This is a genomic window from Martinezella paranaensis, from assembly GCF_014200235.1.
GTDB lineage: Bacteria > Pseudomonadota > Alphaproteobacteria > Rhizobiales > Rhizobiaceae > Rhizobium > Rhizobium paranaense.
Window position 1 is genome coordinate 901796 of record NZ_JACHBI010000001.1, and the last position, 22893, is coordinate 924688.

Genomic DNA, 22893 nt, shown 5'->3' on the forward strand with positions numbered 1-22893 from the left:
TGCGGTATCGGTTTGTCGCTGGTCCTTTTAAAGTTGATCGTGTCGCCGAGGAAGATCTTTGCGTTTCGAAGCCTTAAACCGCCTCTGGGAGACCGTTCGGGAGACTAGCCATGATTTTCAGGCCTCTACCGACGTGTTTCCTGTTGTCGATATTGAGAAGCTGAGTACGACGCTCAGCCTGAAGGAGAAGGGCGCCGCCAACGGCGGGCTCAACCGGCCAGGGCAAAGCGCTCAGTCTTTCGATGAGACCGAGCAGCGTGTCATCGCTTGGGTCGAGGCGGAAAAGAAAAGCTCCTATCAGGTGCTGGAAGACCAGTTCCAGACTTTCGACAGCCGCTTGCGCAATCTCGATTTCGAAGGTCAGTTCGGGCTGATACGGCAGGCGAATGCGTCCAGCGTTTCGGATTTCAAGGCAGAGGTTGCAAGCGGCGTCGACGAGCTGCACGGCCTGCGTCGCAATCTGAAGACTGCCGAGGACGAGATGGTCGACTTCAAGTCCCGGCACAGGCTGCAGCGCGCGGCGAAGGTCTCCAGCAAGGCCGCCTGGGCCTTCAAGGTTGCGCTGATCATCTTTCTCATCCTCATCGAGATGGTGATGAACGGCAGCTTCCTTGCCAAGGGGAGCGCGCAGGGCATGGTCGGCGGTGTTACGGAGGCGGCGGCCTTCGCCTTCCTGAACATCGGCGCGGCGCTGATGTTTTCCTTCTTCTGCGTGCGCTTCCTTGTGCACAGGTCGTTCTTCCTGAAGCTGCTTGGTCTGCTCGGCCTGGTCGCCTATGTCGCCGTGGCGCTCGCGATCAACATCGCGCTGGCGCACTACCGCGAAGTGTCGGCAACCATTCTCTCCGGCGCCGGCACGGAGGTCATGCAGCGGCTGAAGACTGCGCCGCTGGGTCTGCAGGAGCTGAATTCCTGGATGCTTTTTGCCGTCGGCCTGATGTTCTCGCTCATCGCCTTCATCGACGGCTGTTATCTGACCGATCCCTATCCGGGGTTTGCCGGCGTGCAGAAACGCCTCGATGCGGCGCGAAGCAACTACATCGACCGCAAGCTCGATCTGATCGACGATCTCCGGGATATCCGCGACGAACACAATGGCAAGATCGAAGAGATCATCCGCGATCTCAGCATGCGCCGGCAGGAGACCGCCGCCATCATCGCCCATCGCGCCAGAACGGCGGGCCTCTTCCTCGAACATCAAAATCATCTCGAGCGCACGGCCAATACGCTTCTCACCATCTATCGCGAGGCCAACAGAGGTGCGCGGACGGAGCCGGAGCCAGCTTATTTCACATCCCGCTATCAGTTGGAGCGTCTGACGCCGGTTCTGCACACCGATGAGGAATGGGACGACAAGGTGCTCGGCGAGCGCATTCAGAGCGCGCAGGCCGAGTTGACCCAGCAGATCAAGCGGATCGGCGACGAGTTCGAAAGCGCCATCGAGAAATATCACAAGCTCGATAATCTTTTCCCGGAGGGCATCATTGGCACGACGCAAGCGGCGTAGCCGAGCCGGCAGTTCGGCCGGCCTTATCATCGCGACGGTTTGCCTCGCCGTTCTGTCCCTCGGTATTGTCGGCGCCTATGGCTGGCTTCGCTACAAGGCGAGCGGCAATGTCGCGGTCGACCAGGCCTCGCTCTGCCCGGTGGATGGCCCGAAGGCAGAAACGGCGATCCTGCTCGATGTCACCGATCCGATCTCGGACACGACGGCGCTCGACCTGCGCAATCAGTTCCAGAAAATCGTCGCCGATGTGCCCGTCGGCGGCGCGATCGACATCTATGCTTTGACGGAGAAAGAGGGCGAACTGATCCAGACCTTCCATGGCTGCAATCCGGGAAGCGGTGCCAGTGTCGACGAATGGACCAGCAATCCCCGCCTGGCGCAGGCGCGCTGGGAAAAAGGCTTCGCAAAGCCGCTTGCCGATATCGCCGGTAAGCTGAGCGTCGGGGAGGCGGGCAAGCAATCGCCGATCATGGCTGCCATCCAGAAGATCAATCTGGAAGTCTTTGCGAGCACTGCCGGTGGCATACCGAAACATCTCTACATCGCGTCCGACATGATTGAACATACCGACGCCTTCTCGAACTATCGCGACGGTGCCTCCTATCAGAAATTCCAGCAGAGCCCCGCGCGTGATAAATTCCGGACGTCACTGGATGGTGTCATGATCAGGATACTCGCCTTTCAAAGGCCGAACATGAAGTTCACTATGGAGGAGCTCGCAAATTTCTGGGCGCAGTGGATCAAGAGCAATAATGGCTATTTCGACGGCTTCGTCCGATTGGAGGGGATACGCTGATGGCCGATGTTGAGGCGAGGCTGGCCATACGCGACTATGGGCCGATGGTCCTCTTCGGGCTGGTCACCGTCGGCGGCATGATTTTCATCTGGACGTCGAAGCTGCTCGGTTGGCCGCTGCCGATCGTGACCGGCGTGCCGCTGCTGCTGATGGCAGTCTATTTCGTGATCTCGGTGGCTTTCGCCGGATTTCGCCTGCACAACGAGCAGGCGGGCGACAATCTCTACTACATGGGATTTCTGTTCACCCTGTCGAGCCTCGGCGTCTCCCTCTACCTCTTTGCCGGCGAGACCTCGATCGAGACGATCGTCCGCAATTTCGGCATTGCCGTCACCTCCACCATCGCCGGCGTGACGCTCCGCATTCTCTTCAACCAGATGCGCCGTGATCCGATCGATATCGAGCGCAGCGTCCGCCACGAGCTGGCGGAGATGACACGCCGCGTGCGCTCGGAACTCGACTCTTCGTCGCGCGAATTCTCCCACTACCGGCGCGTCAGCAACCAGATGCTGTCGGAGGGTTTCGAGGAGATCGGGCGCCAGGCGGAACGCAGCGGCGAGGAAATTCAGAAGATCCTGGAAGTCCTGGCGAAGCAGGCGGTCACGCCGATCAACGAGGCGGCTGCGCAACTGACGGAAACGACATCGCAGCTTTCCGACATCATCGGCAAATTCGGCACGGCCGTTGAAACTGTCGGCAAGAAGCTCGAGGAAATCCGCTCGCCCGAAGACGTCGTCCGCGCCGAGCTGGCGCCGGCCATTGCCGCCATCAAGGAAATGGCCGAGGCGCAGTTGCAGCCATTGAAGAATATCGAGCAGACATTGAGCCGCATGGCGGATTTGCCGGGACGATCGTTTCCGCCGGAACTCAAGCCGATCGATCCCCATGTTGCACCCATGGGCGATGAGACGCTCTCCGGAGCGATAACGGCGGTCACGGCCAATGAAAACGAACCGCCAAGGCGTAAGCGACGGTGGCATCTATGGTGATGCGCGTCTCGGACACTGCGCCAAAGCTAGAACACAAGGGCTATAATCGCGGGCTCATTCTCGGCCTGACCATGGCCGAATCCATGCTGCTGCTGGTCTTCTGCCTGCTTCTGGTCGCTGCCGCCATGATTTCCGCGGAGAGGAACCATCGTTATGAGGCCGAGCGGAAATTGAAAGATGCCGAGCAACGGCTTGTGCTCCTGGAAAAGAAACAATCCGAGCAGGCGGCGCGCATCGTGCAACTGCAATTGAAGCTGATTTCCGGCGACCTATCGGCGGACGACCGCGCGACGCTAGAAAAGGAATGGCGTGAACTGGTCCAGGCGCGCGAGACGCTGGACAGCATGAGCGCCGATGGTACGAAGCCGGAGGATCTGCAGGAGCTCGCCAAAATCGCTGACGTGCTGAAGCAGCATGGCGTCGATCTCGCCAAGGCGCCCGACGAGGTGAGCAAGCTGCTGGCGGGAGAGGGCGGCGGAAAAGGCGCTCATGATTGGCCGCCGATCATCAATCTTGACGACGCCAAGAAGAATTATTTCCAGTCGGGCAGCGCCGAATTGACCAAGACTTTTGAACGCATGCTCGACACCACAATCTCGAATGAGATTGCCAGCAATCTCAGCCTCTACGATGCCGATATTGTCGAGGTGATCGGCCACACGGACGAGCAGCGCGTATCGCGGCCAAGCTCGAACCTCGACGATACGCTGATCGGGGCAATGGATGGCAAACTGCCGATATCGGCTGTCGAGCCTGCTGATAATGCCGGGCTGGGGTTGGCGCGCGCCGTCGCGGTCGCCAATGTCCTCAAGGCCAATCCGAAGCTGAAGAACGTCACCATCTTGCCGATGTCGGCCGCCCAACTGATCCTGCCGGGCGATACGATCACGGCAGGGCAGGCGGGTGCCGTAGAATCCCGCCGGCGCATCGAAATCCGGGTCCGCGGCAGGACCACGCCCGTTGCCGTGATCAACGATGCAACGGCGTCCCCCGTCAGCGTACGCTGAGGCTCAGCTCCGAAGACCCGGAGCCTCATGGCCGGTGCGTGCCACATATTCGGTGTAGCCGCCGCCATATTGGTGAATACCCTCGGGCGTCAATTCCAGCACGCGGTTGGACAAAGCGGCCAGGAAATGCCGGTCGTGCGAAACGAACAGCATGGTGCCCTCATATTGCGACAGGGCCTTGATCAACATTTCCTTGGTGTCGAGGTCCAAATGGTTCGTCGGCTCGTCCAGCACGAGGAGATTTGGCGGATCGAAAAGCATCATCGCCATGACGAGCCGCGCCTTCTCGCCGCCTGACAGTACCCGGCACTTCTTCTCGACATCATCGCCGGAGAAACCGAAACATCCCGCCAGTGCGCGCAATGAGCCCTGTCCCGCCTGGGGAAACTCGTGTTCCAGCGACTGGAAGACGGTGCGCTCGCCGTCAAGGAGGTCCATGGCGTGCTGAGCGAAATATCCCATCTGCACGCTGGCGCCCAGAGCGACGCTGCCGCCATCCGGCTGCGTCGAGCCCGCCACCAGCTTCAGCAAGGTGGACTTGCCGGCGCCGTTGATGCCCATGATGCACCAGCGCTCCCTTCGCCGCACCATGAAGTCCAGTCCTTCATAAATGATGCGGCTGCCATACTTCTTGTGAACGCTCTTCAGGTTGACCACGTCTTCGCCAGAGCGCGGCGCCGGCTGGAATTCGAAGGCGACGGTCTGGCGCCGTTTCGGCGGCTCCACCCGATCGATCTTCTCCAGCTTCTTCACGCGGCTCTGCACCTGCGAGGCATGCGAGGCACGCGCCTTGAAGCGTTCGATGAATTTGATTTCCTTGGCAAGCATTGCCTGCTGGCGTTCGAACTGGGCCTGCTGTTGCTTTTCGTTCTGCGCCCGCTGCTGTTCGTAGAATGCATAGTCGCCGGAATAACTGCTCAACGAGCCGCCATCGATCTCGATGATCTTGGTGACGATGCGGTTCATGAACTCGCGGTCGTGCGAGGTCATCAGCAAGGCGCCTTCATAACCTTTCAGGAATTCTTCCAGCCAGATGAGGCTTTCCAGATCCAGATGGTTGCTCGGCTCGTCGAGGAGCATGACATCGGGGCGCATGAGGAGAATGCGGGCAAGCGCCACGCGCATTTTCCAGCCGCCCGACAGTGCGCCGACGTCGCCGTCCATCATCTCCTGGCTGAAGCTCAGGCCCGCCAGCACTTCGCGCGCACGCCCTTCGAGGGCGTAACCGTCCAGTTCCTCATAACGAGCCTGCACTTCGCCATAGCGCTCGATAATCTCGTCCATCTTATCGGCCTGATCTGGATCGATCATCGCGGCTTCCAGCTCGCGCAGCTCGGCGGCAACCGCACTGACGGGGCCGGCGCCTTCCATCACTTCGGAGACGGCGCTGCGGCCAGCCATTTCGCCGACATCCTGATTGAAGTAGCCGATGGTCACGCCCTTATCGACGGAAACCTGCCCTTCATCGGGCTGCTCCTGTCCCGTGATCATCCGGAACAGCGTCGTCTTGCCCGCGCCGTTCGGGCCGACGAGCCCGACGCTGTCGCCCCTGTTGAGCGCAGCGGATGCCTCGATGAAGAGGATGCGATGGCTGTTCTGCTTGCTGATATTCTCGATACGAATCATGTCTACGCGAGGCCCGAAGAAAGTTTTGGCGCCTTATGCCACGGGTCGTGCGCTCTGTCGCAGCTTTTCGGGTGGGAGAATGAGCGATTTCTGAGAAGCCTATGTAACATAGAGTGGCTATTCTAGTTGCGCGCTGTTCGAGGTGCATGAGGAGATGCGGAGCAACGCTTCCAGGTCAACAGAGCAGAAGGAGTGACGATGACCGTGTTGATGGGCGAAGGTGTGAAGCGCGTGGTAAGGCAGGTGGCCCTCCTGAACCTCGGTTATTTCGGGATTGAGTTTCTGGTCGCGCTGTCGATCGGTTCGGTGTCCCTGTTTGCCGACAGCGTCGACTTCCTTGAGGACGCTTCCATCAACCTGCTGATCGCCGTTGCGCTCGGCTGGAGTGCACGCAACCGTGCTCGCGTAGGCATGGCGCTGGCCGGCATATTGCTCGTGCCCGGTCTCGCCACGGTGTGGACTGCCTGGCAGAAGTTCATGACCCCTGTCGCACCCGATCCGCTGCCGCTGACGTTGACGGGCCTGGGTGCGCTTGTCGTCAACCTTTCCTGCGCGTTGATGCTCACCCGCTACCGTCACCATAGCGGCAGCCTTACACGCGCGGCGTTTCTGTCCGCCCGCAATGATGCTCTCGCAAACATCGCCATCATCGCAGCCGGTCTTATGACCGCCTTCGTCTGGCATTCGGCTTGGCCCGACCTCATCGTGGGGTTGGCGATCGCCGCGATGAATGCGGACGCTGCACGCGAGGTGTGGAGTGCCGCGCGCAACGAGCACCGCACGGCCCAACCATAAGCGTTCACTCCTATGTTTCGCGCGCTTGATACGCCTCAGACAGCCCCGATCCGGCCCTATGCGTCAGCCGCGATATGCCGGCTGCGGGCGTGACGGTCGCATCTTTCGGAGTATCGGACGCTCTATGAACAGGTAGCAAACGATCGCAAAGGCCAGCGAACCCAATGCAAGGAATACAGGCTGTGCGGCGTGTCGCACCCCGATGCGCAACAGCAGCGCCGTGACCAGGACGCCGGTAAGTACGTGCCAAATGTAGATGGAATAAGAGGCGTCCCCCAGGAAATGCAGGAACGAAAGTTTGGGAACACCGCGCTCCCGTTCGGCGAAAACAGCGCCCGACAACAGCAGCACCGCCGGTATGCCCCAGCGAACCGCGCGGTCGACATGGGGCATCAGGTCACTTGCCAGCAGCAATACGAATCCGACGACCATCAAGCCGATAGAGGCGTGAAAAGACAGGCGAAAGCCCTGCTTCCACAGGCGCCCAATGACGATGCCGGCCGCAAATTCGAGGATGACCGGCTCTGTGAAAACACTGAGATAGCCGAGCGGCAGCAGGTAATGCGCCATGACGACGGTCACCAGAGCCGCCATGAGGAACCATGGCCGCCTGAACTCCGGCAGAAGTAGCGAAATGGAAAAGATGAGATAGAAGAACATCTCGTAGGATAGGGTCCATCCTTGCTCGACGATCGGATGCATTGCTTCGCCCTTCATGACGGGCAGGAAAAGCAGCGAGCCGATCAAATTCCCGACCGTCGTGTCCATGTTGAAGAAGAACTGCGGTTTCAACACGGCCATGACGAATGTCGCCACCGTCGCAATCCAGTAAAGCGGCACTATTCTGAATAGCCGGCGCACCATGAACTCTTGCGGACCGACCGGTTTTCCCTCGGTCGTGACCCACATGATAAAGCCGCTGATGACGAAGAATATATCGACCCCCGCCGCTCCGACCCTGAATTCCAGTCCATATGCGTCGCTGACATGGAAGCAGAGAACGGAGATCGCTGCGATGGCGCGCAGATATTGAATGCTTTTGATGTCGCTGCTGATTTTCAAGACGGTGCCCCCGCGCGACTGGATTGCTATCGCCAAGGCCTGCCGGCCGGTTTGGCGAGAGAATGAGTCGAAAGGCCGGACACTCACGCAGAACAACTTGGAGGGCACGGCGGACCTGATGTCACCGTGGCAACAATTTCAGTGAAAACGGATGATTTCCCGCCGGTTTCGTGACGGAAATCGGGCATTTCGGCGCAGAACGCCTGCCTGTCGCTTCCGCCGCCCCTCGGTAAGTACATACCTCTTCGAAGGTAACGCCGCATCTCAGGTATTACCTAGCCCAAAGATGGTACGTCTTGGGTGATATCAATGCCACGGCATGTTGGGTACACTTTTTTAGGGTACTCAGCGTCCGGCGCTCTTAATCTCATCCGTATCTGGATTCTCGGAAAAGCAAGTATGTGCATTTTGCATATACCCTTCTGAAAAGGCCAGCGACATGAACATAGGCGAGTTGGGGCACGCGTCCCGAGCGATTCTATTCATTGATGTCGTCGATTCCGTTCGTCTCATTGAACATGATGAAGAAGGGACCATCGTGCGTTGGCTCGGCATGGTGGACAGCATCGAGAACTCCATTCTGCCTGGATCGGGGGGGCGCGTCGTCAAGCATCTCGGCGACGGAATGCTTCTTGAATTCGAAAATATGCAGGCGGCAGCGTCGGCAGCATTCGAGATCCAGAACGCAAGTGCTCGCGACAACGCCGAACAGCCGCCCGATTCCCAGATACTGCTGCGCGCCGGCATCGACGTCGGCGATGTGATCATATCGCACCAAGATCTCTACGGGCGCGGCGTGAACCTCGCCGCCAGGCTCATGGGCCTCGCCGGTCCGGGCGAAATCGTCATCTCTGAGCGTGCGCGGGGACAATTGACGCCTCTCCTCGATGCCGACATTGAGGACCTGGGCGAGTGCTATCTCAAGAACATCGAAGCCCCCGTACGCGCCTTTAGAATTGGACAGCCGGGAGCCCATCCCGTGGTCCAGTCCCATTGGTCGTTGGGCGAATTGCGCCCAACCCTCGCTGTCATCCCTTTCGCCGTCCGGGGCGAAGCCGAGGAACACGGGATTCTGGGGGAGGTCTTGGCCGACGAGATCATCCGGGCGTTGTGTCGTATGCAAGAGCTCAACGTTATTTCACGGCTCTCAACGACCGCTTTCGCCGGACGCAAACTGGATCTCGATGAGGTGAGACTGCACCTGCACGCCAACTATGCCGTCTCCGGCGTCTGCCGGGTGACCGGCGACAGCGTATGCCTGGATGCAGAGCTGGCAGACACAAAGACAGGGCAAATCGTTTGGGAGAACCGCCTGACGGAGCGGATCATAGGAATTCTCGAGGGCGATCAGGAAATCGTTGGTCACACGGTTGCCGAGATCAGCAATGCGATCATGGCACGCGAACTGCGGCGTACACGCTCGCAGCCGCTTCCGACGCTTGAGAGCTACGCCCTTCTTATGGGCGCCATTGTGTCAATGCATCGCCTGAGGTTTGGCGACTTCAACGATGCCCGCAAAATGCTGGAAGCGATCTTGGAACGTGGATCGTATCAACCACTCGCGCAAGCATGGTTGGCGAAGTGGCATGTGCTGCGCGTGCAGCAAGGCTGGTCCGACAACGTCATGGATGATGCGCACCGAGCGCTCGAGCTGACAAAACGGGCTCTCGATTCCGATCCCGATTTTTCGCTCGCCCTCGCGGTCGATGGCTTTGTGCACACGAATCTCCTTAGGCGTTTCGATATTGCGCGGGAACGTTACAACCTTGCGATCCAGGCCAATCCGAGTGACTCGCTGGCCCTCTTGCTAAGAGGAATGATGCACGCCTTTTGCGACGAGGGAGACCAAGCCGTGAGGGATACCGAGCTCGCGCTGCTGCTGTCCCCTCTCGATCTGCACCGGTTTTTCTACGATTCGCTGGTCGCGTCAGCGAATCTCACGGCGGGCAATTACGCTCGCGCCTTGAATCTTGCGCAGCGGTCTCTGCGCGCGAACCGGATGCACACCTCGACTTGGCGGGTTCTCATCGTCGCACAGTGGCAGCTCGGCATGCACGAGGACGCGCGCGAATCCGCGCGACAGCTCCTAACTCTGGAGCCCGGTTTTACGGTTGGCGGATACCTGAGGCGTACGCCAAGCGCAGCTTTCTCAATCGGCAAGTTGATCGCCGATGTGCTGCTGAAAGCTGGAGTGCCGCAATAGGGGATGCATCAATAGGGGGATAGGCAAATGAGCAACATATCACCGCAGGCATCGCAGGGGGGGCATGGTGGGCACGGCGGTCATGGTGGCCATGGCGGGCACGGCACAGAGGACGATGTCTTCTTTGGAACGGACGCGCCGCTGGTCGCTGACGCGCTGATAAACAATCGCGACGGAATTGTCGGCAATTTTCGCCGGCCTGAAGCGGTGCCCCAGGAACTGGATCTTGATGACGTTGCCAACATGACCAGATGGGCTCAGGAACGGCGAGAACAGGTCGTCGACTTCGAGCTTCATTCCCGCATTGGCTTCTCTCAAGGGATGGGTGATCCTGCGGGAAGCATGAATGTCTGGCATTTGGAGGTTGCACATGACCCGGACGACGCCGTGCCAAACGTTCGCTATCGCCCGCTCGTCAGAATGGTCCGACCTACTGAGAAAGTTTTCCTTGGCCAACTTCAGCTTGTTGCGAACTATGCCGATTTACGGGCAGATCGGGTTACTGAAATTCTGGCGCAGCGCGATGGGCCGACCGCCTTCCTGGCTTCCGTCGCATATATGGCCCCAAACCGTGCGCGTTGGACGCTTGAACTTCTAGGCGCCGTCTTCCGGCTCGCTCAGTTTGTCGAATTTCGCATGAAGCACGCACTCGCTTGCCGACGGCCAATGGAATACTCGCCACAGATACAGCCAATGATTCTTACGCCGGAACACGGCAGTCTGCCCAGCGGCCACTCAACTGAGTCCTTTGCAATGGCCATTGTACTGGTGCAGCTTCTCCGGGCTTCGCCCAATCCCGTCTACGAGCAGGACATTTATGCCGTTCAACTGCTTCGGCAGGCGGCACGGGTCGCTGTTAATCGGCAGGTAGCCGGCGTGCACTTTCCAGTCGACAGTGCGGCGGGTGCGCTCCTGGGTTTGACCTTAGGCGAATATTTCTGCCGCCGGTTTAGCGGGGAGGCCGACTTCTATGCCTGGTCCTTCGACGGCGAAGCCTATCCGGAAGATGCCGATTTCAATTGGGCGGGATGGTACGACGTTCAGCGGCAGCGGCAAATTGCTCCGGATGCGAGGTCTCCATGCGCCGCGGAGCTGGGCCGTCACAAACTTGGTGCCGTCTCTCCTATCCTCACTTGGCTGTGGGAAAAGGCGCTGGCCGAGTGGTCTTGATTGCCCTTGACCCAACCCAGCAGTGAGGGAGAAGCGATCATGGAATGGCGAAAAACTGACCTTGAACACAGCTATTGCCGAATCGAAGGGATAGATCCCAGCGCCGATTGGGTTCTCGGGCCTGGCTTCCGTGATTTTTCGCGGGGCGACGATAACGTCTTGATCCCCTGTACGATCGGTCCGCTCGACACATCCATGGTCGAAATGATGAAGTCCTTTCATAGGGTCGATGCTCAGCAAGGCGGGTGGGAAAGTGGAGTCTTCGTACCGTCTCTCTATCATGATGCGAAAGAGGACCAACACATGGTCGCGTTCGTGAGAAAAGCTGTGTTCGAAGACCTAGCACGGGGGGAGGGGCCATTCGGCCAAATTCGCAAGACTGCGAAACAGATCGACTTTAGCCTGCCTCTCAATCGGAAATCGCTGCCCAATCATTGGAAGCGCCGCGTTCCGGCATCGAAACCTGTTCGTCTACCGGTCGTCTCCCCTGGCCACTGGCCGGAGGGCACAGTTGTTATTGGTATCATCGATGATGGGATCGCTTTTGCCCATGAGCGGTTTCGCCTCGCTGACGGCAGCTCGCGTGTTCAATATGTCTGGCGTCAGGACGGCATTTTTGACAATGACGGTTCAACCGTCGATTTCGGAAGCGAGATATGTAAACTCGATCGGCCGCCGCACAGGGGTATCGACAAACTCTTGGAGGCTTACGACCAAGCTGGGCTGGTTGACGAGGAGGGGCTCTATCGAGAGGCAGGTCTAATCGACTTTCGCGATCCCGACCACAAGGCTGCCGCCTGGCAATTGTCGCACGGCACCCATGTACTCGATCAGGCGGCCGGCTACGACCCAGTCGACGCGCCCATGAACCGCCCGATCATCGCCGTTCAGCTTCCGGTTTCGGTGACAGCGGATACCTCCGGTTCCAACCTCAAAACATTTGCGACGGCCGCGATCAGATACATCCTCGATCGAGCGGATCGCCTGGCAGGAAAGGGGCTGTTGCCCGACGGCTCATGGCGGCCGTTGCCGGTTGTCATCAATTTCAGCTATGGCATGCTCGCGGGACCGCACGACGGTACTCTCGATCTCGAGCAAGCTCTCGACGACTTTGTTACTAAGCGGGACGCACCGCTGCGCATTGTTTTGCCCGCTGGCAATGCAAATCTTTCGCGATGCCACGTCGCGGTTAAATTCAATGGAACCCGCGAACCGGTGACTCTCAAGTGGCACGTTCAGCCCGATGATAGTACGCCAACGCAGATGGAAATCTGGTTGCCGCATGATCCACGAAAGCAGCGGGACCCGAGCCGGGTGACGATATCCGTCGAAACACCGTCTGGGCTGCGGAGTCCGCCCCTCAAGGAAGAGGTGGGCTCGGGAGTCCAGCTAGTCTCGAACGGCGAGGTCGTCGGGTGCGCGCACTACGCCTTTCGTTCGTCTCCCACGGAACGGGGTGTTTTTATTATCTCGCTGCAACCCACGGCGCGCTTGCGACCCCTCGACAACCCCGCGACAAGCGGCGCAACGGCGCCGGCAGGGGCTTGGAAGGTCATCATCACGAACTCCAGCCTGCGCCCGGGACAGGAGCTGGAAGCATGGATTCAATGGGACGACGTGATCTACGGATATTCGCGCCGTGGTCGGCAATCCTACTTCGAGGCAGACTGCTATCGTCGGTTCAATCCTGTCACTGGCGACGTGGTAGACGTGGATGACGAGCGCAATCCCTGTATCGTCAGGCGAGGCGGCCTCATAAACGCCATCGCTACCGGACAGGAAACAATCGTGGTCGGCGGGGTCCAGCAGAAGGACCTCAGACCGCCAAAATATGCAGCCGGCGGTCCAGTCGCACCAACCCGCCATAAGCACACTCATCGGGTCGGGCCTGATGCGGCGTGCGTCAGCGACGATTCACGGGTTCACAACGGCATTCTCGGGGCCGGCTCGAGAAGCGGGTCTGCGGTCGCCATGAGCGGAACGAGCGTTGCCGTCCCGCAAATCGTCAGATTGGTAGCGGACATGCTGGCAGACGGCGGGCCTGGCAATCGCGAGGCGATTTCCCAATTTGCGGCGGCCGAAGAATACGCCCGAAGGCAATCGTCAGAAGACACTGGCGAGTCGCGGGAGCATGACAACCAGCAAGGCCATTTTAGCAGAGAACGATGCGGCGCCGGCCGGATCGTAAGGCCGCGACCAGGTCGGCCAAAGCGCTACGATGTCGATACCTGACGAAAGACCAGTTTCAGAGCTCTCGAGGCTCACCTAACGGTAAGCCGATTTCATCTTGAGCTGCATTGCTCTAAGCTCTCGGCTGAACACTCCGTCGGGTCAGTGCATCATGGTTGGCCAGCTCACCATCAAGGTATTGGGCGAACTCAATGTCACGCGGCAGGGACAGCTTCTGCCTCTGCCGCAGTCGAAGAAAACCCGCGCTCTTCTTGCCTATTTGGCCGTTGTCGGAAGACCTCAGCGCCGCGAGCATCTTTGCAAGATGTTCTGGGAAGTTCCAGACGACCCTCGTGCTTCGCTGAGGTGGAGCCTCCACAAACTCAGGCCAATCGTGAATACGGAAGGTCATGTGCGTCTGCATGCGGACCACAATTCCGTTCTCCTCAGCCCCCAGACGGTCGAGGTGGACTTCAATGGCCTAGCTTGCCTTCGACCCGCTGACCTCGACGTCTTGGATACGGAGACATTGGAATCGCTTGCCACGACATTTCGCGGTGAATTCCTCGAAGGCCTCTGCCTGCAGCATTGCCCAAACTTTGAAGCGTGGCGGCTGTACCACCGAGATAGGGCGCTTCGGGCACACATGGCAATTCTGCGCGCCCTCATTCGACGCCTTCAAGACAGCCCCGAGCGAGCAAATGCTTATTCCCTGGTGCTCGATCGCCTTACCGAAGAGATTGCCGCCGTCGGTCTTCCTGGGCGGTGGTCAGAGCCTTCGGTCTCTGCGACTTTTGAAACGGCTGTCCCGTCGCCACCGGTGACCCCCAGCAAGAGATCGCAGGAAATTCGCTTCTGCAAAACCACCGACGGGGTAACAATTGCCTACGCGGTGTGTGGGCAGGGATCGCCGATCGTGCGAGCCGCACACTGGATGTCACATCTGCAATATGATTGGGAAAGTCCGGTGTGGAGGCATTGGATCGACGCCCTTTCGGAGAAAACGAAGCTCATACGCTATGACGAACGCGGTAACGGTCTTTCGGACTGGGTTGCCGAGGAAATTTCGTTCAAGGCGATGATTGCGGACTTGGAGAGCGTGGTCGATGCGGCGGGCCTCGACCGGTTCACGCTTCTCGGTGTATCGCAAAGCTGCGCTGTCTCCGTTGCCTACGCCGTCCGCCATCCTGAACGAGTTTCGGGGCTCATCCTATACGGAGGATTTGTAAAAGGCTGGCGCAAACGAAGTGACAGCCATGAGGTCGCCACCCATGAGGCAATGACAGCATTGATCCGGGAAGGATGGGGGCAGAATAATCCGGTTTTCCGGCATCTGTTCACCGCAATGTTCATTCCAGGGGCGGATCAGGTGCAAATGGATTGGTTTGACGAACTGCAGCGCATTTCGGTGTCGCCCATCAACGCAGGTCGCCTGCACGAGGCATTCGGAGAGATCGACGTTTCGGATGTCCTGTCGCAGGTGACGATTCCGACGCTCGTCTTGCACGCAAGAAAAGACGCCGTCGTTCCCTTTCAGTCCGGAAGGGAGTTCGCAACCGGCATCCCTGGAGCTCGATTTGTCGATCTCGACAGCGCCAATCACATTCTCCTCGCCAACGAACCCGCCTTTGAGCAGTTTATTCGTGAGGTAACGCGCTTCGTCGCCGAAACAGCGTAGCTGCTGCTGCGCGCTTTCAACGATTGGCCCCGCATTTTCAACGGTTCCTTCCACATTCTTTCTCACGCGCGCAGAATAGAATGCTTCCGACAGTTTGCGATGCTGACAAGGAGGGACGACGATGAAGGTTCACAATGTAACGGGCGGCGCCGGATTGCGACTGCATGTTCGCGAGTGGGGAAAAGAAGATGCGCCGTCGATCCTCTTCATCCACGGGTGGTCACAAAACCATCTCTGCTGGAAAAACCAGTATGAAAGTACGCTTGCGGAGGATTTTCGCCTGGTAGCCTTGGACCTCCGCGGTCACGGCATGTCGGACGCTCCCCTTGAGGCCGAGCATTATACTGAACCGCAGCTTTGGGCAGACGATATCGCCGCCGTCATAGATCAACTCGACCTTGGCAGTCCGGTTCTTGTGGGCTGGTCCTACGCCGGCTTCATTATTTGCGACTATCTCCGCGCCCACGGTATTGCCCATGTTGCGGGCATCAACTTCGTCGGCGCGGCAACGACGATGAATAAGGCGGCGCTCGGCACCTTGATCGGCCCGGGCTTCCTCGACCACGTCATCGGTGCCACCGGCGAAGACCTGCCCGGCAATATCGAAGCAATCCGCAATTTCGTGCGCGGGTGCACTTATTCGCAACTGCCTTCCGAGGTCTTCGAAACGGCAATTTGCTGGAACATGGCCGTGCCAGCGAAGATTCGGGCTGCCCTGCTGGCCCGGGAGGTCGATTCCGATGATGTACTGACAGCACTTGCCGTGCCTGTCCTTGTAACCCATGGCCAAGAAGACACCGTGATCCTGCCGGCGATGGGGCGGCACCTTCTGGCATTGTACCCTCAAGCGACAGCATCGTGGTATGCCGCGACGGGACATGCACCTTTTCTGGAGTATCCTGGTAGGTTCAACAGCGAGCTATATCGTTTTGCATGTGACGCGGTAGAACTATCAATTAGACGTATGTCTATTGGTCAGGTTACGCACAAATCATTGTTCTGAATGGAAGGTAAAATGGGGACACAAATCGTTCGAGTTCCACCCGGATTTAGGCACCCAGTCGATGAGGATGGCGAGTTGATGGTCGGTGGCCACCTGGAGCCGCTCTATTATGCCGATCCTGCCTCTCTCACCTCGTATCAAGTCTATGAAAACGTTAGTGAGGGCAGCCCCATCAGTCCTGTTTTTGATACCGTAGACGAACTGAATGAGTGGCTGAAGCAAGAAGGCTGGGATCAGGAAACCATAGATTGCCTGTTAAACCTTGGGCATGCTCCGTCCCTAATTGTATAGGTCGATTTGGTGGCGATTTACGGTCGCCGACCCGCCGAGCATCTCGGAGTGGCGGCGCTATTGTTCGTAGCCATAATATCCTCTTATTATTGGCTGCCTATCGCGCGCGTAAATACAGGTGAAATTTTTTCACCGCTTCCCAAAATACAAATATGGATATCGTCAGAAATACAGTGGGAGCGAAGTATCCTATGTACAGTGAGGAAAATATCTTATCATTTCTTCCAAATAAGTACTCAAACGCATAGCATCTTTGGCCGTTACACTTATTACCAGACAGCAAAAAATAAACTATGTTAAACAGAAAAAAAGTAATAGCGCCAACAAGTATAACCTTTATGGACGTCATCCATGATAAATCCTTTCGCGGAAAATCCGCGTCATTGTTGCTGAAATAATTTACAGTATTTGTAATAATACAGCAGAATACTGACGAGAAAAGCTGGCTAAGTATGAATACTATAAACCCACCTTCAGGATATAACCTCTGGAAAATGATTGAAGACAATCCCAAAGATAGTACGAATGAAGAGGCGATATTTCCGCTCCCGATCTTGAGCGCACGCCTAGAGCTTACAGTTCTTCCGAAAACAATGGCGGACCATGCCGTCAGCATAATCGGCACCGGCCCGACGATCCAAGGAAGACTGAGCGAATTCATCCGCAATCCTTGGTGGCGGTGCAAAATTGAAATGCACCCCGATTTTGGGCCATCGGGAGCTGGGACTTTCCGGGGTTTGACGCGAAGGACAACCATCCTTAGCTGCATTTGACCAAATAGCTCCCACCAATACATATCCCACCGCCTGCGCGGATCAGCCGATCTGTTTGCTTGAGAGCGTAGCCAGTACTCACATGAACGAGGATTTGGCGAGCGCCACGCGCCTTCGACCATGCCGCTACTCCACGCAGCAATTTCACAGAAACTTTCGCCGAGCGGAAAGGCCCGCAAAATTCGGTATCGACGCCTATGAGATGCGTGGTCGTCATCACACCGCCTTCTCCGAACCATGACCGGAGAAGGCGATCACCACCGTGTCGTCCGCGTCGCATTGGGAGAGCGTTTCGAGTTCTGTCTCGATCCTGGAGAGGGTGGCCTCCTGATCAGTCACGAGAACGGTCGGGCCGCCGAGGGTATCGGCGAACATCGCTTCGAGCGCGGTCGCGTCGCGGGCCGCGCATGACAAGTCACGGATCTTGGGCGACTGATAACGGTTGACACCAACAAACAAACCCCTGAAAGCCATCGCATTCACTTTTTGTTCCTTAAAGCCTTTCCGGGCACTTTTCAGCGCCCGGAAATAGTCGAATGTGGTGTTGGCCAGTTTTAGGTTCCAAAATGGCCAGTTCTAACGCCTTTTGGCCAATACTTGGTTCGGTTTCTCACGTCACTACAGCTTAGGCGAATGCTTAGCTGCACCCGCTCGTCGCGCCGCAAGTGTCGCACTTCTCGCAAGTTCCATTCCGAACCATCGTGAAGTTCTGGCACTCCGTGCACATGTTGCCGGTGTAGCCCTGCATGATGGAGCGGGCGCGGCGTTCGGATTCCAGTTTCTTGGCTTCCGTCTTTGCCGTTGCCGCTTCATCTGCCGCCTTGTCGGTGAAGAGGGCGGTGGAGGCTTCGGCGGTTTCGTTTGCCAGTTCCTCGGCGATCTCTTCGGCCAGCTCCTTGGCGCGTTCCTCATAGTCGCGCTTGAAGGCAACGACTTCCGAGGTGGAGATGGCGCCGGCGGGTTCGAGCTTGCGCGCGGTATTGCCGGCGATGGAGGTGATCGTCGCACCCGAAGAGGCGCGGGCAGGAGCGGCCGTGGCCGAACCCTTGACTTCGCCTGCCTGGCGCTCGCCCGATGTCGGCACCAGCGTCGGCTTGTAGCCGCGGGTCAGGCCCTTGGAGACGACATCCGCCTTGCCTTCCGATACGCCGCGTCCAAGGGCGGTGTTGCTGAAGTCCGAGGTGTCGACATGAGCAAGATCGTGGCGGCCGAGATAGGAGATGGCAAGCTCACGGAACACGTAGTCGAGGATCGACGTGGCGTTCTTGATCGCGTCGTTGCCAGTGACGATGCCGGCCGGCTCGAACTTGGTGAAGGTGAAGGCATCGACATACTCTTCGAGCGGCACGCCGTATTGCAGGCCGAGCGAGACCGAGATGGCGAAGTTGTTGATGAAGGCGCGCAGCGCCGAACCTTCCTTGTTCATGTCGAGGAAGATTTCGCCGAGACGGCCATCATCATATTCGCCGGTGCGCAGGAAGATGGTGTGTCCGCCGATCTTGGCCTTCTGGGTGTAGCCCTTGCGGCGACCCGGAAGCTTTTCCTGGCTGCGGACAACCTTTTCGATGACGCGTTCGATGATCTTTTCGGTGACGGTGACGGCCTGAGCAGCAGCCGGGGCCTGCAGCAGTTCTTCGATTGCATCCTCGTTATCGTCGTCGTCGATCAGCGAGGCGTTCAGCGGCTGGCTGAGCTTGGAGCCGTCACGATAAAGCGCATTCGCCTTCAGGCCGAGCTTCCAGGAGAGCATGTAGGCGTTCTTGCAATCCTCAACGGTTGCTTCGTTGGCCATGTTGATCGTCTTGGAAATGGCGCCCGAGATGAAGGGCTGGGCGGCGGCCATCATGCGGATGTGGCTTTCGACCGAGAGGTAGCGCTTGCCGATCTTGCCGCAGGGATTGGCGCAATCGAAGACGGCGAGATGCTCGTTCTTGAGGAACGGCGCGCCTTCCAGCGTCATCGCACCGCAGACATGGATGTTGGCTGCTTCGATATCCTTCTTGGAGAAGCCGAGATGGTCGAGCAGGTTGAAGCTGATGTCAGCCAGTTGCTCGTCGGAAACCTTCAGCGTGCCCTTCAGGAAGTCGGCACCGAGCGTCCACTGGTTGAAGACGAACTTGATGTCGAAGGCGCTTTTCAGCGCGGCGTTGACAGCCTCCACCTTCTCATTGGTGAAGCCCTTGGCCTTCAGCGTCGAAGGATTGATGGCCGGCGCCTGGTTCAGGTTACCGTGACCGACGGCATAGGCCTCGATCTCGGCAATCTGGCTTTCGGAGTAGCCGAGTGCACGCAGTGCTTCCGGAACGGCGCGGTTGATGATCTTGAAGTAGCCGCCGCCGGCGAGCTTCTTGAACTTCACCAGGGCGAAGTCCGGTTCGATGCCGGTGGTGTCGCAATCCATGACGAGGCCGATCGTGCCGGTCGGCGCGATAACGGTTGCCTGGGCATTGCGGTAGCCGTGCTGTTCGCCGAGGCTCAGAGCCTGGTCCCAGGCAGCCTTGGCGTGGGCGACGAGGTCCTGGTCCGGATTGTGGCTATGGATCAGCGCCACCGGATTGACCGACAGGCTCTCATAGCCCGAGGTCTCGCCGTAAGCAGCGCGACGATGGTTGCGGATGACGCGCAGCATGTTTTCGCGGTTCGGCTTGAACATCGGGAAGGTCCCGAGTTCGGATGCCATTTCGGCCGAGGTCGCATAGGCGATGCCGGTCATGATCGCGGTCAGCGAGCCGGCGATGGCGCGGGCTTCGTCGCTGTCATAGGGGATGCCGGAGGACATCAGCAGGCCGCCGATATTGGCATAGCCGAGGCCGAGCGTACGGTATTCGTAAGAGAGTTCTGCGATGCGGCGCGACGGGAACTGCGCCATCATGACCGAGATTTCGAGAACGACGGTCCAAAGGCGGACGGCATGCTCGTAGTCGCCGATGTTGATGCGCTTCGTCGCCGCATCCTTGAAGGTCATCAGGTTCAGCGAAGCGAGGTTGCAGGCCGTATCGTCGAGGAACATATATTCCGAGCACGGATTGGACGCGCGGATCGGGCCGGCGGCCGGGCTGGTGTGCCAGTCGTTCATCGTCGTGTTGAAGTGCAGGCCCGGATCGGCCGATGCCCAAGCGGCATAGGAGATGGATTCCCACAGCTCGCGCGCCTTCACGGTCTTGACGACCTTGCCGTCCTTGCGGGCGGTCAGGTTCCAGTCGCCATCGTTTTCGACAGCGCGCAGGAAGTCGTCCTTGATGGAGACGGAATTGTTGGAGTTCTGGCCGGAAACGGTGAGGTAGGCTTCCGAGTCCCAGTCCGTGTCATAGGTCTTGAACTCGAGATCCTTGTAGCCCTGGCGAGCGAACTGGATGACGCGCTGGACGTAGTTTTCCGGAACCTGATCCTTCTTGGCAGCGCGGATTTCGCGCTTCAGGGCAGGGTTCTTAGCCGGGTCAAAGCAATCGTCATTGTCGCCGTCGCAATTGACGGCGGCCTTCATGATTGCCTTCAGATGCTTGGCAACGATCTTCGAACCGGTGACGAGGGCAGCAACCTTCTGCTCTTCCTTGACCTTCCAGTTGATATATTCCTCGATATCCGGATGGTCGATGTCGACGACAACCATCTTGGCGGCGCGGCGCGTCGTGCCGCCCGACTTGATGGCGCCGGCAGCGCGGTCGCCGATCTTCAGGAAGCTCATCAGGCCGGAAGAACGGCCGCCGCCGGACAGCTTTTCGCCTTCGCCGCGCAGCAGCGAGAAGTTGGAGCCCGTACCGGAGCCATATTTGAAGAGACGCGCTTCACGTACCCAGAGGTCCATGATGCCGCCTTCGTTGACGAGATCGTCTTCGACGGACTGGATGAAGCAGGCATGCGGCTGCGGATGTTCGTAGGCCGACTTGGACTTGGTGATCTTGCCCGTGAAGGGATCGACATAGAAATGGCCCTGGCCGGGGCCGTCGATGCCATAGGCCCAATGCATGCCGGTGTTGAACCACTGCGGCGAATTCGGAGCAACGCGCTGGGTGGCGAGCATGTAGGCAAGCTCATCGCGGAAGGCGGAAGCGTCTTCTTCGGAGGAGAAATAGCCACCCTTCCAGCCCCAATAGGTCCAGGTACCGGCGAGACGATCGAAGACCTGGCGCGCATCGGTTTCGGAGCCGGTCTGGCTTTCCTTCGGCAGATCCTTCAGGGCCGCATCATCGGGCACGGAGCGCCACAGGAAGGAAGGAACGTCGTTTTCCTCGACCTTCTTCAGCTTGGCAGGCACGCCGGCCTTGCGGAAATACTTCTGCGCCAGAATGTCGGCGGCAACCTGCGAGAACTGCGCCGGCACGTCGATGTTTTCGAGGCGGAAAACGATCGAACCGTCAGGGTTCTTGATCTCGCTCGTCGCCTTGCGGAATTCGATCTCCGCATAGGGTGACTGGCCGGCCTTCGTAAATCGACGTTCGATGCGCATGATCCCATACCTCAATTCGTTGGCGCCCGTCCTCGTAACGAGGCGCAAAAATCCTGATCTGGCTTCGCGGTTTCAGCGCGCAGCCAGTGTTCAATCCGCTTCTGACAGGAGGTGTCATCCGGAGATGTCTTGCCTGTATCTTGTGGTGATGGTGGCTGCAAACACTAAATATAGTATTAACAGCTTATTGCCGCCAGTCCCCGCATGTCTTTTTTTGGCAGCATCGACATCGGCACAAAAAGCCTCCATGGCGCCATCGATCATGATGCATCGCCCTGAATCCAAATCCGATTTCGAGTTAAGGACCAGCCCCCGTAATTCTGCCCGGTCCAGTTGCCGCCGCAACGTCAGTCATTAACTTTGAAAGACCCGATTCCGTCAAGGGGTGGTTTGCGACGGATTTTTAACCACAATATCTTGTGGGCTTGCCTGTGGAAATTGGGGAAACGCCAGGAGTCTCTAAGATTCAAGCGCTTGGCCGAAATTGTTCGCTCTTCGCGCGACCGCTTATGAGGCGAACGCTACCCGCAACGGAAATAAACACGACAATATTGTGACCGTGACTTCCAAGCCATTGGCAGAGGGGCAAAAGCATGCAGCAACCCCTCATGATTCGCGCGGAAGGCCTTGAATCCCACGAAATCTTGGTATCTCGCCAACTACTAAATATAGTGGGCGCCGGAGCGCCCACCTCTATTGCTGATGCCTGTGTCCAGTTTTGGCACACCCAGCAGAATCACAACTGATTCGCGTGAAGCCCTATGACGGGTCAGCCGCGATGACCCTTGGCGATCGGCTCCTGATAGGTGAAGCCCATGTCCCAGGGGAAATAGATCCAGGTGTCCTGGCTAACCTCAGTGATGAAGGTGTCGATGGTCGGCACGCCCTTCGGCTTGGCGTAGAGACAGGCGAAATGCGCCTTCGGCAGCAAGGTGCGCACTTCAGCGGCAGTCTTGCCGGTATCCGTCAGGTCGTCGACGACAAGCACACCTTCGCCGCCATCGACCGTCAATTCCGGCGTGATGCCTTTGAGCAGGTTCATTTCGCCCTGGTTGGCATAGTCGTGGTAGGAGGCGACGCAGACGGTATCGATCAGGCGAATATTGAGTTCGCGCGAGATAATGGCAGCGGGGACGAGGCCGCCGCGCGTGATGCAGACGATTGCCTTGAACTCGCTGTCGAGTCCGGCAAGTCGCCAGGCAAGGGCGCGGGCATCGCGATGGAACTGATCCCAGGATACGGGAAAGGCTTTATCGGGGAGGGACATGGCTCAAAGGCTCCGGGACGCAGAAGATAACAACGCACCGGCGCAGCCGGCGACCCTGAGCAGACCCCGCGACGGGCGCGGACCATGGACCAAATCCTGAAACGCGATTC

Annotated in this window: 17 protein-coding genes; 11 read left to right on the forward strand and 6 right to left on the reverse strand. The window is 58.4% G+C overall.

The window, feature by feature from the left end; all coding sequences use genetic code 11:
• Positions 1-58 precede the first annotated feature (58 nt).
• Genes GGD50_RS04435 through GGD50_RS04450 form a run of 4 tightly spaced genes read left to right on the forward strand, consistent with a single transcriptional unit; the run spans position 59 to position 4299 of the window.
• Positions 59-1507 carry a hypothetical protein gene (locus GGD50_RS04435; protein WP_107107831.1) on the forward strand — a complete coding sequence of 483 codons (1449 nt, stop codon included), beginning with the start codon at positions 59-61 and terminating at the stop codon, positions 1505-1507.
• Positions 1485-2303, forward strand: coding sequence for a hypothetical protein (locus tag GGD50_RS04440; protein ID WP_107107832.1), 819 nt, complete (start codon positions 1485-1487; stop codon positions 2301-2303). Before GGD50_RS04435 ends, GGD50_RS04440 begins: the two co-directional genes overlap by 23 nt.
• Positions 2303-3292: a hypothetical protein gene (locus tag GGD50_RS04445; protein ID WP_245407450.1), complete on the forward strand. Its 990-nt coding sequence runs from the start codon at positions 2303-2305 to the stop codon at positions 3290-3292. Before GGD50_RS04440 ends, GGD50_RS04445 begins: the two co-directional genes overlap by 1 nt.
• Positions 3286-4299, forward strand: a complete 1014-nt coding sequence (locus GGD50_RS04450) for an OmpA family protein (RefSeq protein WP_107107833.1) — start codon at positions 3286-3288, stop codon at positions 4297-4299. Before GGD50_RS04445 ends, GGD50_RS04450 begins: the two co-directional genes overlap by 7 nt.
• 3 nt (positions 4300-4302) lie before the next feature.
• On the opposite strand, the gene GGD50_RS04455 is transcribed toward GGD50_RS04450, so the two are convergent.
• The gene (locus GGD50_RS04455; protein ID WP_107107834.1) at positions 4303-5925 is read right to left on the reverse strand and encodes an ABC-F family ATP-binding cassette domain-containing protein; all 1623 of its coding nucleotides are present in this window, start codon (positions 5923-5925) and stop codon (positions 4303-4305) included.
• Positions 5926-6123: 198 nt separating this feature from the next.
• Here GGD50_RS04455 and GGD50_RS04460 point away from each other — a divergent pair, with 198 nt between their 5' ends.
• On the forward strand, positions 6124-6720 hold the full coding sequence (locus GGD50_RS04460) for a cation efflux transmembrane domain-containing protein (RefSeq protein WP_245407451.1): 597 nt from the start codon (positions 6124-6126) through the stop codon (positions 6718-6720).
• A gap of 63 nt (positions 6721-6783) precedes the next feature.
• Here the strand turns inward: GGD50_RS04460 and GGD50_RS04465 are convergent, their stop codons facing one another.
• Positions 6784-7782, reverse strand: coding sequence for an acyltransferase family protein (locus GGD50_RS04465; protein WP_245407452.1), 999 nt, complete (start codon positions 7780-7782; stop codon positions 6784-6786).
• A gap of 439 nt (positions 7783-8221) precedes the next feature.
• On the opposite strand from GGD50_RS04465, the gene GGD50_RS04470 reads away from it, so the two are divergent.
• The 6 genes from GGD50_RS04470 (at position 8222) to GGD50_RS04495 (ending at position 16296) form a co-directional block, all read left to right on the forward strand.
• Positions 8222-9985, forward strand: a complete 1764-nt coding sequence (locus tag GGD50_RS04470; protein WP_107107835.1) for an adenylate/guanylate cyclase domain-containing protein — start codon at positions 8222-8224, stop codon at positions 9983-9985.
• A gap of 27 nt (positions 9986-10012) precedes the next feature.
• Positions 10013-11155, forward strand: a complete 1143-nt coding sequence (locus GGD50_RS04475) for a phosphatase PAP2 family protein (protein WP_107107836.1) — start codon at positions 10013-10015, stop codon at positions 11153-11155.
• Between the two features lie 39 nt (positions 11156-11194).
• The gene (locus GGD50_RS04480) at positions 11195-13387 is read left to right on the forward strand and encodes a S8/S53 family peptidase (protein WP_146143989.1); all 2193 of its coding nucleotides are present in this window, start codon (positions 11195-11197) and stop codon (positions 13385-13387) included.
• A 109-nt stretch (positions 13388-13496) separates the two neighbouring features.
• Complete coding sequence (locus GGD50_RS32675) at positions 13497-15002, forward strand: bifunctional AfsR/SARP family transcriptional regulator/alpha/beta hydrolase (protein ID WP_245407453.1); 1506 nt, start codon at positions 13497-13499, stop codon at positions 15000-15002.
• Between the two features lie 121 nt (positions 15003-15123).
• Positions 15124-16005 carry an alpha/beta fold hydrolase gene (locus GGD50_RS04490; RefSeq protein ID WP_107107839.1) on the forward strand — a complete coding sequence of 294 codons (882 nt, stop codon included), beginning with the start codon at positions 15124-15126 and terminating at the stop codon, positions 16003-16005.
• Between the two features lie 12 nt (positions 16006-16017).
• Positions 16018-16296: a hypothetical protein gene (locus GGD50_RS04495; RefSeq protein ID WP_107107840.1), complete on the forward strand. Its 279-nt coding sequence runs from the start codon at positions 16018-16020 to the stop codon at positions 16294-16296.
• A 989-nt stretch (positions 16297-17285) separates the two neighbouring features.
• Here GGD50_RS04495 and GGD50_RS04500 read toward each other — a convergent pair.
• From GGD50_RS04500 to gpt, 4 genes are all read right to left on the reverse strand, one after another.
• A complete protein-coding gene (locus GGD50_RS04500) occupies positions 17286-17543 on the reverse strand; it encodes a caspase family protein (protein ID WP_245407465.1) in 258 nt (85 codons plus the stop codon).
• A gap of 163 nt (positions 17544-17706) precedes the next feature.
• Positions 17707-21516: a vitamin B12-dependent ribonucleotide reductase gene (locus tag GGD50_RS04505; protein ID WP_107107842.1), complete on the reverse strand. Its 3810-nt coding sequence runs from the start codon at positions 21514-21516 to the stop codon at positions 17707-17709.
• A 114-nt stretch (positions 21517-21630) separates the two neighbouring features.
• Positions 21631-21780, reverse strand: a complete 150-nt coding sequence (locus GGD50_RS04510; RefSeq protein ID WP_181316039.1) for a hypothetical protein — start codon at positions 21778-21780, stop codon at positions 21631-21633.
• Positions 21781-22285: 505 nt separating this feature from the next.
• Complete coding sequence (gene gpt / locus GGD50_RS04515; protein WP_107107843.1) at positions 22286-22783, reverse strand: xanthine phosphoribosyltransferase; 498 nt, start codon at positions 22781-22783, stop codon at positions 22286-22288.
• Positions 22784-22893 lie beyond the last annotated feature (110 nt).